This is a genomic window from uncultured Bacteroides sp., assembly GCF_910586915.1.
Lineage (GTDB): Bacteria > Bacteroidota > Bacteroidia > Bacteroidales > Bacteroidaceae > Bacteroides.
The window spans coordinates 15921-29641 of the sequence record NZ_CAJULN010000034.1 but is presented as its reverse complement, the minus strand read 5'-3'; the positions used below and the strand labels follow the sequence as shown (position 1 = coordinate 29641).

At 46.9% G+C, this 13721-nt stretch carries 11 protein-coding genes; 4 read left to right on the top strand and 7 right to left on the bottom strand.

Annotated features, from left to right (window positions below; all coding sequences use genetic code 11):
• Positions 1-239: 239 nt before the first annotated feature.
• The 4 genes from metF to gldH are packed head-to-tail and all read left to right on the top strand — an operon-like array spanning position 240 to position 4221.
• Positions 240-1193 (top strand): methylenetetrahydrofolate reductase [NAD(P)H], encoded by a 954-nt coding sequence (gene metF / locus QZ331_RS11150; RefSeq protein ID WP_294630239.1) that lies wholly within the window; start codon positions 240-242, stop codon positions 1191-1193.
• A 1-nt stretch (position 1194) separates the two neighbouring features.
• On the top strand, positions 1195-2322 hold the full coding sequence (locus QZ331_RS11145; RefSeq protein ID WP_294630237.1) for a DNA polymerase III subunit delta: 1128 nt from the start codon (positions 1195-1197) through the stop codon (positions 2320-2322).
• A gap of 14 nt (positions 2323-2336) precedes the next feature.
• A complete protein-coding gene (gene ricT / locus QZ331_RS11140) occupies positions 2337-3749 on the top strand; it encodes a regulatory iron-sulfur-containing complex subunit RicT (protein WP_294630235.1) in 1413 nt (470 codons plus the stop codon).
• Positions 3727-4221, top strand: coding sequence for a gliding motility lipoprotein GldH (gene gldH / locus QZ331_RS11135; protein WP_294630233.1), 495 nt, complete (start codon positions 3727-3729; stop codon positions 4219-4221). Before ricT ends, gldH begins: the two co-directional genes overlap by 23 nt.
• 11 nt (positions 4222-4232) lie before the next feature.
• On the opposite strand, the gene rodA is transcribed toward gldH, so the two are convergent.
• The 7 genes from rodA to QZ331_RS11100 all read right to left on the bottom strand — a co-directional run bounded on the left by rodA (position 4233) and on the right by QZ331_RS11100 (position 13718).
• The gene (gene rodA, locus QZ331_RS11130; RefSeq protein ID WP_294630231.1) at positions 4233-5690 is read right to left on the bottom strand and encodes a rod shape-determining protein RodA; all 1458 of its coding nucleotides are present in this window, start codon (positions 5688-5690) and stop codon (positions 4233-4235) included.
• A complete protein-coding gene (gene mrdA / locus QZ331_RS11125; protein WP_294630229.1) occupies positions 5671-7533 on the bottom strand; it encodes a penicillin-binding protein 2 in 1863 nt (620 codons plus the stop codon). The genes rodA and mrdA overlap by 20 nt, the downstream gene beginning before the upstream one ends.
• Positions 7534-7535: 2 nt before the next feature.
• Entirely contained in the window at positions 7536-8033 is a 498-nt protein-coding gene (gene mreD, locus QZ331_RS11120; protein WP_294630228.1) for a rod shape-determining protein MreD, read from the bottom strand.
• Positions 8033-8875 (bottom strand): rod shape-determining protein MreC, encoded by an 843-nt coding sequence (gene mreC, locus QZ331_RS11115; protein WP_294630227.1) that lies wholly within the window; start codon positions 8873-8875, stop codon positions 8033-8035. The genes mreD and mreC overlap by 1 nt, the downstream gene beginning before the upstream one ends.
• A 91-nt stretch (positions 8876-8966) precedes the next feature.
• Positions 8967-9989 (bottom strand): rod shape-determining protein, encoded by a 1023-nt coding sequence (locus tag QZ331_RS11110; protein WP_294630226.1) that lies wholly within the window; start codon positions 9987-9989, stop codon positions 8967-8969.
• A gap of 16 nt (positions 9990-10005) precedes the next feature.
• Positions 10006-11529 carry a bifunctional phosphoribosylaminoimidazolecarboxamide formyltransferase/IMP cyclohydrolase gene (purH, locus tag QZ331_RS11105; RefSeq protein ID WP_294630225.1) on the bottom strand — a complete coding sequence of 508 codons (1524 nt, stop codon included), beginning with the start codon at positions 11527-11529 and terminating at the stop codon, positions 10006-10008.
• 152 nt (positions 11530-11681) lie between these two features.
• The gene (locus tag QZ331_RS11100; RefSeq protein ID WP_294630224.1) at positions 11682-13718 is read right to left on the bottom strand and encodes a M13 family metallopeptidase; all 2037 of its coding nucleotides are present in this window, start codon (positions 13716-13718) and stop codon (positions 11682-11684) included.
• Positions 13719-13721 lie beyond the last annotated feature (3 nt).

The following is a 13721-nucleotide window of genomic DNA, read 5'->3' as shown; positions in this document are numbered from 1 at the left end:
ATATAAGCTGTAACTAACTGTTTATGAGGAAGAAAATAAGACGTTTTGAAGAAAAGGAAAGGGGAAGGAGATACATTCGGAGCATATCCCACAGGAGATATCCCCGCTTCTACCCATAATAGTACAATAAAAAATCAAACTATTTTAGAGTAAATCAAGAAGAAATCTTTCTTTTTTCGTATTTTTGTCCCAATATGCACGTTTAGTCCGGGCAGATAAACAAACATTAGCCAAAAAGAATGAAAGTAATAGATTTAATACATAGCAACAAGAAAACGGCTTTTTCTTTCGAAATACTTCCACCGCTGAAAGGAACCGGAATAGAAAAGTTATATCAGACTATCGACACATTGAGGGAATTTGACCCGAAATATATCAATATTACCACCCACCGCAGCGAATACGTGTATAAAGATCTCGGTAACGGACTGTTTCAGAGAAACCGTTTGAGAAGGCGTCCGGGTACAGTTGCTGTGGCTGCCGCCATTCAGAACAAATACAACCTTACGGTAGTTCCACATATTCTGTGTAGCGGATTTACGCGCGAAGAAACCGAATATGTACTGCTCGACCTGCAATTTCTGAACATCACGGAACTGTTAGTGCTGCGCGGCGACAAAGCAAAGCATGAGTCGGTATTCACCCCCGAGGGCGACGGATACCATCACGCCATCGAGTTGCAGGAGCAAATCAATAACTTCAACCAAGGAATCTTTGTGGACGGTTCGGAGATGAAAGTCACCAATACTCCGTTCTCGTACGGGGTGGCTTGCTATCCGGAGAAGCACGAAGAAGCGCCGAACATCGAAACCGACCTCTACTGGCTAAAGAAAAAAGTAGAAAACGGAGCGGAATATGCCGTGACACAGCTATTTTACGACAACAGGAAGTATTTCGAATTTGTAGAACGCGCCAAAGCAGCAGGTATCAACGTGCCTATCATTCCGGGAATCAAGCCGTTCAAGAAACTATCACAACTCAGCATGGTTCCAAAAACCTTCAAAGTTGACTTACCGGAAGAGCTGGTCAAAGAAGCGATGAAATGCAAGAACGATGCGGACACCGAACAGGTGGGTATCGAATGGTGTGTAGCCCAATGCAAGGAATTGATGGCTCACGGCGTGCCAAGCATCCATTTCTACTCCATCGGAGCGGTAGAGAGTATCAAAGAAGTAGCCAAAATCATTTACTGATATGTTTTTCAGAGACGTAATCGGACAGGAAGAAATCAAGCAACGGCTTATTCAGGAAGTGAAAGAAGGGCGCATTCCACACGCCCGGCTCATTTGCGGACCGGAAGGCGTGGGAAAAATGCCACTCGCCATCGCCTATGCGCGCTACATCAGTTGCACGAACCGAAGCGAAACTGATGCCTGCGGCGTGTGTCCGTCCTGCGTGAAATTCAATAAACTGGTACATCCCGACGCACATTTCGTATTCCCCATTGTCAACAAAGCGAAGAGCCCCAAAGTATCCGTCTGCACCGACTTCCTCCCGCAATGGAGGGAACAAGTGCTGGCTGCCCCTTACTTTAACCTAAACCACTGGTTGAACCGCATAGAAGCAGAAAACAAGCAAGCGCAGATATTTGCTTCCGAGAGTGACGAGATTCTGAAAAAGCTCAGTCTGAAATCCAGCGAAGGAGGATTTAAGATTACGATTGTATGGCTGCCCGAAAAGATGCATCCGGTATGCGCCAACAAACTACTGAAATTGCTTGAAGAACCGCCCCAAAAAACGCTTTTCCTACTGATATCGGAGGCACCGGAGATGATTCTGTCCACCATCTTAAGCCGTACCCAGCGTATGAACGTGCGCAAGATTGACGAAGCCGCCATCGACCGGGTATTACAGGTGAAATACAACATCTTGCCCGCCAATAGTACCACCATCGCCCATCTGGCAAACGGAAACTTTATCAAGGCACTCGAAGCGATTCACCTCAACGAAGAGAATCAGAAGTTCTTCGACTTATTTGTCAGTCTGATGCGACTGGCTTACCAACGGAAAATCAAAGAGATGAAAATGTGGAGCGAGCAAGTGGCAGGTATGGGGCGCGAGCGGCAGAAAAACTTCCTCGAATACTGCCAGCGCATGATTCGGGAGAACTTTATCTTCAACTTCCACCAACGCGACCTGACGTATATGACGAGCGACGAACAGAATTTCGCAGCCCGCTTCGCCCCCTTTGTCAACGAACGGAATGTGATAGGACTCATGGACGAACTGAGCGAAGCGCAGTTGCATATTGAACAGAATGTAAATGCCAAGATGGTATTTTTCGACTTCTCGCTGAAGATGATTGTACTGTTGAAGCAATAATAAATATATAAACTATGGAATATAAACTTCATAATGGGAGCAACGGCCTTTGTTGCAAAGGATGCTCCCGACAAGATAAAAAACTAAACATCTACGATTGGCTGGCAGACATCCCGGGCAATGCGGAAGAGAGCGACATGGTGGAAGTGCAATTCAAAAATACGCGGAAGGGATATTACCGCAACAGCAATAAAATAAAGCTGGAAAAGGGTGATATCGTTGCCGTTGAAGCTACACCGGGACACGACATCGGAGTGGTGACATTGACCGGCAGACTTGTCCCCCTGCAAATGAAGAAAGCAAACTTCAAGACAGACGTCGAAATCAAACGCATTTACCGGAAAGCCAAACCGGTGGATATGGAAAAATTCAACGAAGCCAAAAGCAAGGAACACGCCACAATGATTCGCGCACGCCAAATTGCGCTGAACCTGCATCTGAACATGAAAATCGGAGATGTGGAATACCAGGGAGACGGCAACAAGGCCATCTTCTATTACATCGCCGACGAACGTGTGGATTTCCGCCAACTGATTAAGGTACTGGCCGAAGCATTCCGCGTACGCATCGAAATGAAACAAATCGGCGCACGCCAGGAAGCAGGACGCATCGGTGGTATCGGTCCCTGCGGACGTGAGCTTTGCTGCGCCACATGGATGACAAACTTCGTATCGGTATCTACCAGTGCCGCCCGCTATCAAGACATCTCCCTGAATCCGCAAAAACTTGCCGGACAGTGTGCCAAACTGAAATGCTGCCTGAACTATGAGGTAGACTGCTATGTGGAAGCTCAGAAACGCCTTCCTTCTAAAGAGATAGAACTCGAAACAAAGGATGGTACTTTCTATTTCTTCAAAGCGGATATCCTGAACAATCAGATTTCTTATTCTACAGACAAGAGTTTCCCCGCCAATTTGGTGACAATCAGTGGCAAGCGGGCTTTTGAAATTATCTCAATGAACCGGAAAGGCATGAAGCCCGACAGCCTGGTTGAAGAAGAAAGAAAGGCAGAACCGAAGAAGCCGGTGGATTTGTTGGAACAAGAAAGCGTCACCCGTTTTGACCGCAGCCGGAATAATAAAGAGGCCGGCAAAAACAACAAAAAGAAGAAGAAAGGAAATAACAACCGTCAGCAGCAACAGGCAGAGGGTGGCAACCGTCAGCAACAACCCCAGCGCGAAAACGCTCCCCGTCCGCAAACGCCGCCAGAAAACGGCAACAGAGGGGAAAAGGAGAACCGCCCGAAAAACAACGACCGGAACAAGGGACAAAACCAGGGACGGAATAATGAAAACAAGCGTCATGACCGTCCACAAGGACAGGAACGCCGCCCCAAACCCGAAAGAGGGGAAAAACCGGAAAGAAACGAAAGAAAGCCAAATCAGGAGAAACCGCACAATCAGCATGAAAAGCCTTCTCAAGAATAGTTTTTTGGGTCTGCTCGCTGCTTGCCTGATAGCCGCCTGCGGCAACAAGAATACAGTGTATCACTCTTACCAATCCCTCCCCTCCGCAGGTTGGGAAAAGAGTGATACGCTCTCTTTTCTTATTCCTGTCGCCGACAGCGTGCCAACCATACTCAAGCTATTTGCAGAAGTCCGCAACAGGACGGATTATCCTTACCGCGATTTGCATTTGGTTCTCTCGCAGAATATGCAGGATTCTACCGTGTGGCACACCGACACCATTGCCATCTGCTTGACAGACTCTACCGGACGATGGACAGGAAAAGGATGGGAAAGCGTTTACCAGTCAGAGAGGTTCGTGAAAGCCATACAGCCGTTGCATCCGGGCAAGTACACCGTTAAAGTAGCAAGTGGCATGAAAGACGGGAAACTGCAAGGAATAAATGACATCGGAATACGAATTGAAAGACGGCAGCCGAAAAGACAAAAGTGATTTTGTCTGGGTTACAACCTTCTACCGCGTCCCGCATCCAGCCGCAGGAAGATAAACAGCAGTATCGTAAAGCCCCACAAGGAAGACCCTCCGTAGCTGAAGAACGGCAACGGGATACCAATTACCGGAGTCAGCCCCAATACCATCCCGATATTAATAAACAGGTGAAAGAGGAATATGCTGACAACCGAATAGCCATACACCCGCCCGAAAGTGGAGGGTTGCCGCTCGGACAAAAATATCAACCGCAAAATCAGAATAAGAAAAACAATCAGAACAGCAGCCGAGCCGACAAAACCTTGCTCCTCTCCTACCGTACAGAAAATAAAATCGGTATCTTGTTCGGGCACATACTTCAATTTGGTCTGCGTACCATTCAGAAAACCTTTCCCCGTCAGTCCGCCGGAACCGATGGCAATCTTGGATTGATTCACGTTGTATCCGGCTCCGGTCAAGTCATCTTCCAAGCCCAGCACTACTTTGATACGGACTTGCTGATGAGGTTCCAACACATTATCAAAAACATAGCTGCTGGAATACAGAAAACTTATTGAACCGACAGTGAACAAGGCTATCAGAAAATAGGTACGTTGCCGCTCGCTCAATGCCAAGTAAAGCAGATAGCCTACCACCACCGCACACAGCCCCCATTGTATCCAGACGAGACTGAAATGTATCCAATATTCGGATATAAGATAGGCAATTAACAACACACCCAAACTTCCGCCGATAATGTTACGGGCAGGCGCAATTTTCTTACGATATACCAACACCATCCCTCCGGCGAACAACAAAATTAAAAGCAGGACTACAAATTCTCCCAACGGTGTAGGAGTATCTGCTATAAACACTTCGTCGAAACGGATACCGACTACAAAATAAATCACCGCACATACTCCGGAAAAGAGTACGACACCCGGCATTCCTTCCCGATAAAGAACCAGGAAAAAGGCGAGATATACCAAAGCGGAACCGGTTTCACGCTGACCGATAATCAGTAACGTCGGAAGCAGGATAATTAATCCCAAAATCAAGGCACACTTTTCCTTGCTGATGCTGAACGAGTACCCGTTCATATACTTCGCCAAAGCCAACGCTGTAGCAAATTTCGCTAACTCGGCCGGTTGCAGACTGACAGGTCCCATCACAAGCCAGGAGCGCGAACCTTTCGTGTCGGGTGCAATAAAGATAGTGACGATAAGTAGCAGTATCATCCCTATATATATAATGTACGCGAACATATCATACATCCGGTCTTCCAACATCAGCAATACAAAACCAAGCCCGAAAGAGCAGATAATCCATACAAACTGCCTGCCTGTACGGGTAGAGAAGTCAAGAAAATCGCGATCACCATAATCATAACTGGCTCCGCAGACGCTAAACCAGCCACCGACTATCAACAACAAGTAAATGACAATCGTTACCCAATCCAGTGTTTTCCACAAACTATCGTTCCTCGTTACCATACAATATCACTCTGTTACTAATTTCTTCGGCTCTCATCTCGTTTTCGGGAGATAACTTCCCTTTCATATATTGCTCCATCATCAGTGCGCCGACAGGCACTCCGTAGGTGGCCCCCCAACCGCCGTTCTCCACATAGACGGCAATGGCTATCTTCGGCTTGTTCATCGGAGCAAAGCCCATGAACACCGAATGGTCGTGACCGCGATTCTGCGCTGTTCCCGTCTTACCGCAGGCTTCCAAATCGGGAACCATCACCGAAAGCATTCGGCAAGTTCCTCCTGTGGCGGCGGCACGCATACCCTCTACTACCGATTCGTAATGCCGTTCTTCGATGGAAGTATGGCGGGGAGTACGATAAATGCTGTCCAACTGGTTGTCCTGTATTTCTTTCACGATATGCGGCGTGACAAAATATCCCCTGTTGGCAATCGTTGCTCCCAAGTTGGCTATCTGAAGCGGGGTCGTCAGGATTTCTCCCTGCCCGATAGAGATACTGATTACCGTCAGTCCGTTCCAATGTCCGCGATAAGCTTTGTCGTAGAATTGGGCGTTCGGTATCAATCCACGCTTCTCGCCCGGCAAATCAACTCCCAATTTATAGCCGAATCCTTGTGAAACCATGTAGTCTTTCCATACGGTAATGGCGTTTTGTGAAGAACCGTATTTGCGGTCGCCAAACATACGGAACAGCCCCCAACAGAAATAAGAATTGCACGAAGTGGCAATAGCAGGTACCAACGGTATCGGTGCTCCGTGAGCATGGCAACCTACCGTCAGCCTGCCGTAATGAAAACCGCGCGAACAAGGGAAAGCAGGCCCCTGCTCGGTAACAATACCTTCTTGCAAAAAGGTCAGCCCTTGCGCAGTCTTAAAGGTGGAACCCGGCGGATAGACTCCCATCAACGCACGGTTCAGCAAAGGTTTCATCTTGTCGCGCTGTAACATCAGATGGTTCTTACCACGTTGACGACCGATCATCAGATGCGGGTCGTAATTTGGAGAAGATACCAAGCAAAGGATTTCTCCAGTCTCGGGTTCGATAGCGACAATACTTCCAATCTTGTTCTTCAACAGACGTTCTCCCAATATCTGCAAATCGATATCCAAACTCAACGTCAGATTCTTGCCTGGAATAGAGGGGCGGTCGTATTCACCATCCATATAATGCCCTTGAATACGTCCGTGCGCATCACGGAGCAGGATTTCGATTCCTTTCTCACCACGCAGGTATTTCTCGTACGATTTCTCCACACCTAACTTGCCGACATAGTCGCCACGGATATAGTATCCTTCTTCATCGGCTTCCATCTCTTTGGCAGAAACTTCCCCGATATCTCCCAAAGCGTGGGCGGCAGCATTGTAGGAATATTGACGAATTGTACGCCGTTGAATATAAAAACCGCGAAACTTGAACAGTTTTTCCTGAAAAACACCGCATTCTTCCGCCGATAGTTGCGACATAAACACTTGATTGGTATAACGGGAATATCCCGGATTGCGGCGACGGTCTTTCATGTCGCTCATGATTTTCAGGAATTGGTCGCGGGTGATATTCAACGACTGACACAAGTCGAGCGTATCCAGATTCTCTACCTCCTTCGGAACGATGGAAATGTCATAAGCAGGCTGATTGAATACCAGCAATTTGCCGGTGCGGTCGTAGATAGCTCCGCGCGAGGGATACTGTATTTTGTTGAGAAAGGCGTTGCTGTCGGCATTCTTCTTGTAATCGTCTGTCATAATCTGCAATACGAAAAGACGCACCAGATAAATCACAACAATGGACATAGCGATACCACCGATAACAAACTTACGTTTCTCTAATCTATAATCTTTTGCCATCTTTACTTCCTTATACCTTCAACAGCCACTATACAAGCTACAGTCAGAACAGTGCAAAGCAGCACCCGCAACAATAACAGCCCTATACCAGAAAACGAGAAGTACTCCAAAAAGAGTAGTGCCAGGCTATGCACACACACACACACCGTAATATATTTCAGAAAAGGGGTGATTCCCATCGTCTTGAAGGAAGGAAGAAAACTTTCCAGGTTGTCGCGAGGGGTAAACAGACGCAGCAAGGAAGGACGCAGAAAAGCAACCAGCACAGTAACAGCCGCATTCATCCCCGGAGTATCGGCAAAGATATCAATAGCAAGCCCGTAGAAGAAGGCCCACAACATCAATTCATTCCGCGAAACGCCAGAATCGAGTTTCAGTATAAAATAAACATAGAGAAAGGGAGTAGCATATCCTGCTATATGCACATTGTTCAAGATAAGCACCTGAAGAAGCATCAGCCCGATAAACCATCCGATTCTGTGTATATAGGTGATAATCATTATTCTATTATCTTATTTTCAAGTTTTTTCTGTTCTTCCTGACCGTTACGAGCTATCACGCGTACATCGCTGAGCTTACCGAAATCGGTGGCCAACTTAATTTTCAACAAATAGGAAAGCCCGTCGTTGGAATCTGCCATATCGTCCACCGTACCCACCATGACACCTTCCGGAAATACAGTTGAAAAGCCACTGGTCACAACGGTATCCCCCAAATTAAACTCCGCGTGGCGGGGCAAGTCTTTCAAATAAGCGTAGCGCGAATCTCCGTGTTCCCATTTCAGATAACCAAAATAATCGCTGCCTATAATCTTGCAACTTATATTGGATTTGCTGTTCAACACAGAAATCACCACTGAATAAGAAGGAGATGTCTCATACACAATCCCTACAATTCCGTTTCCATCTATCACTCCCATCTCCGGACGAATACCTGATGAAGAACCTTTATCAAGTGTTATATAATTGTCGGGCAACGTGAGGCTGTTCTTTATGACGCGCGCCTTAAACAGCCGATAATCACTTTGCGGCAGCCTGCGAATGCTGTTGATGGCAGCCGAATCGACCTGACGGTCTTTCAACGCTTTCTCCAAGTTTGCAATTTGCTGTTCAAGCAGCATATTGCGATCGAGCAGATCTTCATTAACCGATTTGAGATGGAAATAGGAGGACACAGCTCCCGAAACTTCGTAAACTGCCCCCGCAACCGTATTGGCAGAAGTGAAATATGCACTCTGCTGATAACTGTTGAACCGAAATAACAAAACAAAACTGGCTACCTCTAAGATAATGAAGAGGAACCAGTAATTGTATTTCAAAAGGAAGTTTATTAAATTCCGCATGAATCAGTACTCAATTTGCCTATATGACAATAACCAATATGCCAATGTACAGGCTTTCCGCACATCAGCATATCGGCCATTACTCTATTATTTATCTCATCAAGAAGGAGAAACGGTCTACATTCTTCAATGCAACTCCCGTACCTTTGGCAACTGCGTGCAAGGGGTCTTCCGCAATATGGAAAGGAATATTAATCTTGTCGGTCAGTCGCTTGTCCAGTCCGCGAAGCAATGCACCACCACCGGAAAGATAGATACCGTTGTGCACAATATCCGCATAGAGTTCGGGCGGAGTACTTTCCAATGCACTCAGAATGGCAGTTTCAATCTTCGAGATTGATTTCTCCAGACAGTGTGCTACTTCCTGATAGCATACGGGTACTTCCATCGGAAGAGCGGTAATGCGGTTCGGCCCGTGAACAATATAATCTTCGGGAGCCCCTTCGCCCAACTCAGTCAAAGCAGCACCGACGTTTATCTTGATACGCTCCGCCATACGCTCGCTGACTTTCACATTGTGCTGACGGCTCATGTATTCGCGGATATCTTCGGTCAAATCGTCGCCAGCAACACGGATAGAGTTGTTGGACACGATACCTCCCAAAGAGATAACGGCAATTTCTGTAGAACCGCCACCTATATCCACAATCATGTTTCCTTCCGGCGCTTCCACGTCGATACCGATACCAATTGCCGCAGCCATCGGTTCGAAAATCAGATAGACATCACGTCCGCCGGCGTGTTCGGCAGAGTCGCGCACAGCACGAAGCTCTACTTCCGTACTTCCCGAAGGAACACCAATCACCATCCGGAGTGAAGGTGAGAATAAATGATTGCGTGTATTAACACGCTTAATCAAACCGCGCATCATCTGCTCGCAAGCATAGAAGTCGGCAATCACTCCGTCTCTCAACGGACGAATAGTACGTATGTTTTCGTGGGTTTTTTCATGCATCATCTTCGCCTTTTCCCCAACGGCAATCATCTTGTCCGTACGACGGTCCAACGCTACAACCGAAGGCTCATCCACCACGATTTTTCCGTTCGTGATGATGATGGTATTGGCTGTACCCAAGTCCATCGCAATTTCCTGTGTAAAAGAAAACAATCCCATTCTTTAATCTTATTTTTTAGTGTTTAAAATGACGGATACCGGTAGTCACCATCGCCATACCGTGCTCGTTGCAGTAAGCAAAGGAGAGGTCGTCTTTTACCGAGCCGCCCGGCTGGATAACAGCCGTCACACCTTCTTTATCCGCTATTTCCACACAATCGGGGAATGGGAAGAAGGCATCCGAAGCCATTACTGCTCCATTCAGGTCGAAACCGAAAGATTTGGCTTTCTCGATTGCTTGCTTCAATGCATCTACACGAGAAGTCTGTCCTACGCCGCTTGCAAGAAGTTGCTTACCTTTTGCAAGCACAATGGCATTTGACTTACTATTCTTCACAATTTTATTAGCAAACAGCATATCTTCTACCTCTTCTTGAGTAGGAGCCTTCTCAGTCACAGTCTTAAGGTCAGCCGCCGTTTCAATATTCATATCTTTATCCTGCACCAATACACCGTTCAACAGGGCACGGAATTGCTTCTTCGGCAAGTTGGCTTCTTTACGAACAAGGATGATGCGGTTCTTTTTCTGTCCCAAGATTTCGAGAGCATCCACATCATAATCCGGTGCAATGATTACTTCAAAGAAAATTTTGTTGATTTCTTCGGCTGCATCCTTGTCGATGACACCGTTGGTAATCAGTACGCCGCCGAATGCAGAAACAGGATCGCCTGCCAATGCATCTTTCCATGCTTCCAGTACTGTAGGACGTGAAGCCAGGCCACAAGCATTGTTGTGTTTCAGGATGGCAAAAGTAATATCATCGAATTCATCAATCAAGTCAACCGCGGCGTTGATATCAAGCAGATTGTTGTAAGAAATCTCTTTTCCGTGAATCTGGTCGAACATGGCTTCCAGATTTCCATAGAAATAACCCCTCTGATGGGGGTTTTCACCGTAACGAAGCTGCTTCTGATTGTTTGCCGAGCAACGGAAAGCAGAACCTTCGCCCCCGTCGAAATAATTAAAGATAGCCGAGTCGTAGTGAGAAGAAACGGCAAAGGCTTCTTTTGCCATCCAACGGCGTTCTTCGAGCGAAGAAGTGGCGCCGTGCTCCATCAGCATATCCAGCAATGGTTTGTATTGAGCCTGAGAAGCAACGATAATCACATCGTTGTAGTTCTTGGCTGCAGCACGAATCAAAGAGATTCCGCCTATATCGATTTTTTCAATAATATCCGCTTCGGATGCGCCGGAAGCTACGGTAGCTTCAAACGGGTACAAGTCTACAATCACCAAATCTATTTCGGGAATTTCGTACTTCTCAATCTGTTGCATATCCTGCTCCAGTTCGCGACGGCAAAGGATACCTCCGAATACTTTCGGATGCAATGTCTTTACCCGGCCACCGAGGATAGAAGGGTAAGTGGTCAAATCTTCCACCGCCTTGCAAGGATATCCCAATGATTCAATAAACTGACGAGTTCCGCCTGTTGACAAAAACTCTACTCCTTCTTCATGAAGTTTGGTAATAATTTCATCCAAACCTTCTTTGTGGTATACAGATACCAATGCAGTTTTTATTCTTTTAGACTCTGACATTGAATTGCTTATTAAGTATTTTGATGTGCAAAGTTACGAAATATTGTTTATCGTACGTAATAAATAAGGTGTGAATTAATAAAAAAAAGCGTTGGCTTTTCATATAGAAGAGCCAACACTTGTATGCAAGGTATGTTTTAACTTAAAAACTTTTACCAAATAGAGACACGTTTTTCTTTAGGAACGAACATCGGATCTTGCTCGGTAATATTGAATGCTTCGTACCATGTTCCGATGTGAGGAAGCGCACCATCCACACGCCATTTGCCCAACGAGTGAGGGTCGAGTTTGGTCAGTCGGAGGATTTCTTCCGGACGGATATTTCCTGCCCATACATTAGCATAGGCAAGGAAGAAGCGTTGTTCGGGGGTGAATCCATCCACTGTTTCGAGCGGTGCGGAAGCCGTTGCATTCTTAAATGCCTGGTATGCTACCTGCAAACCGCCGTGGTCGGCAATGTTCTCACCCAATGTCAACTGCCCGTTTGCCTGTACACCCGGAGCTACTTGAATGCTGTCAAAGAAGTTCACCATCACTTGGGAACGTTCTTCAAACTTCTTCGCATCTTCTTCCGTCCACCAGTCTTTCAGGTTTCCGTCTTTGTCGTATTGGCGTCCCTGATCATCGAATCCGTGCGTCATCTCATGTCCGATAACGACTCCGATAGCCCCGTAATTCATTGCGTCGTCTGCATTCATATCGAAGAAAGGCGGTTGTAGGATGGCTGCGGGGAAACAGATTTCGTTGGTAGTGGGGTTGTAATATGCGTTGACCGTCTGAGGGGTCATCAGCCATTCGTCCTTGTCTACGGGCTTGCCGGCTTTGGCAATCATCTGGTTGTAATCCCATTGGTTGGCACGCTCGATGTTTGCCCAATACGAATCGTTTTTAATCTCCAGCGCAGAGTAATCTTTCCAGGTATCCGGGTAACCTATTTTTACATGGAAGGCTGCCAATTTTTCCAACGCTTTCTCTTTGGTCGGTTCGCTCATCCATTCCAGTCCTTTGATACGTTGTGCCAGTGAGGTCTGCAAGTTCTTCACCAGTGTAATCATGCGCTCTTTGGCAGCAGCCGGGAAGTATTTTTCCACATACATCTGTCCCACCACTTCGCCGAGAACTCCGTCGACTGTGCTTACCGAACGCTTCCAGCGTGGTTGCATTTCTTTCTTACCGGACATGGTGCGGCTGTAGAAATCGAAGTTCTGCGCTTCAAAATCGTCGCTCAGGTAAGAAGCGGCGGCGTCTATCAATCCCCATTGCAGATACAATTTCTGTTCGTCCAAAGATACGGTATTGATGATATCGGCAACTTCCTTCATGGCGGCAGGCTGACCGATATTGATTTCTTTCAAGTCTTTCAAGCCGGAAAGGGTGAAATAAGTGTCCCAGTCGAAAGTCGGGAAATTCATTTTCAGCGTTTCCCTATCCATTTTGTTATAGTTGGCGTGAGGGTTACGCAGTTCCACTTGCGAACGGGATGCCTTAGCCAAGCGGGTTTCGATGTTCATGACGGCTTCTACCGCTTTCTGTGCGACAAGTTCATCATAGCCTGCCAACCGGAACATCTTGGCGATGTGTTCCTGATATTTGTTGCGGATATTTTTGGTCTGCTCGTCGTCCTCCAGATAATAGTCACGTTGCCCCATTCCGATGCCGCCTTGATAGGTTTGCACGATGTTCATGGAGCTGTTCATATCGTCTGCGCTTACATACATGATGAAGTAAGGGCGGAGTCCTTTCTTTTGGCTTTCAGCGATGTATGCATAGATTTCGTTCTTGTCTTTGAGTGCGTCGATGGCTTCCAGTCCGGCTTTAATCGGAGCCGCACCTTCCCGATTCAGTTTCACGCTATCCATAGCGATGTTGTAAAGGTCGCCCACTTTCTGAGCGGCGCTGCCCGGAGCATTATCGGTCTTTGCAGCCAATTCGGCAATCAGGGTTTTCAACTGCTCGCGGCTGTTCTCACGCAACATATCGAATGTTCCGAAACGCGAATATTCGTCTGTCAACGGATGGTCTTTTACCCATCCTCCGCAAGCGTATTGATAAAAACTTGTACCCGGCATAGCCGTGGTATCCAAATTAGCGAGGTCGAGGCCCGATGTCAGCACTGCCTCTTTCTTGCTGTTGCATCCTGTAGTCATAAGGCATACGGCAAGAATTGGTAAATACTTGGTTACTTTCATGTT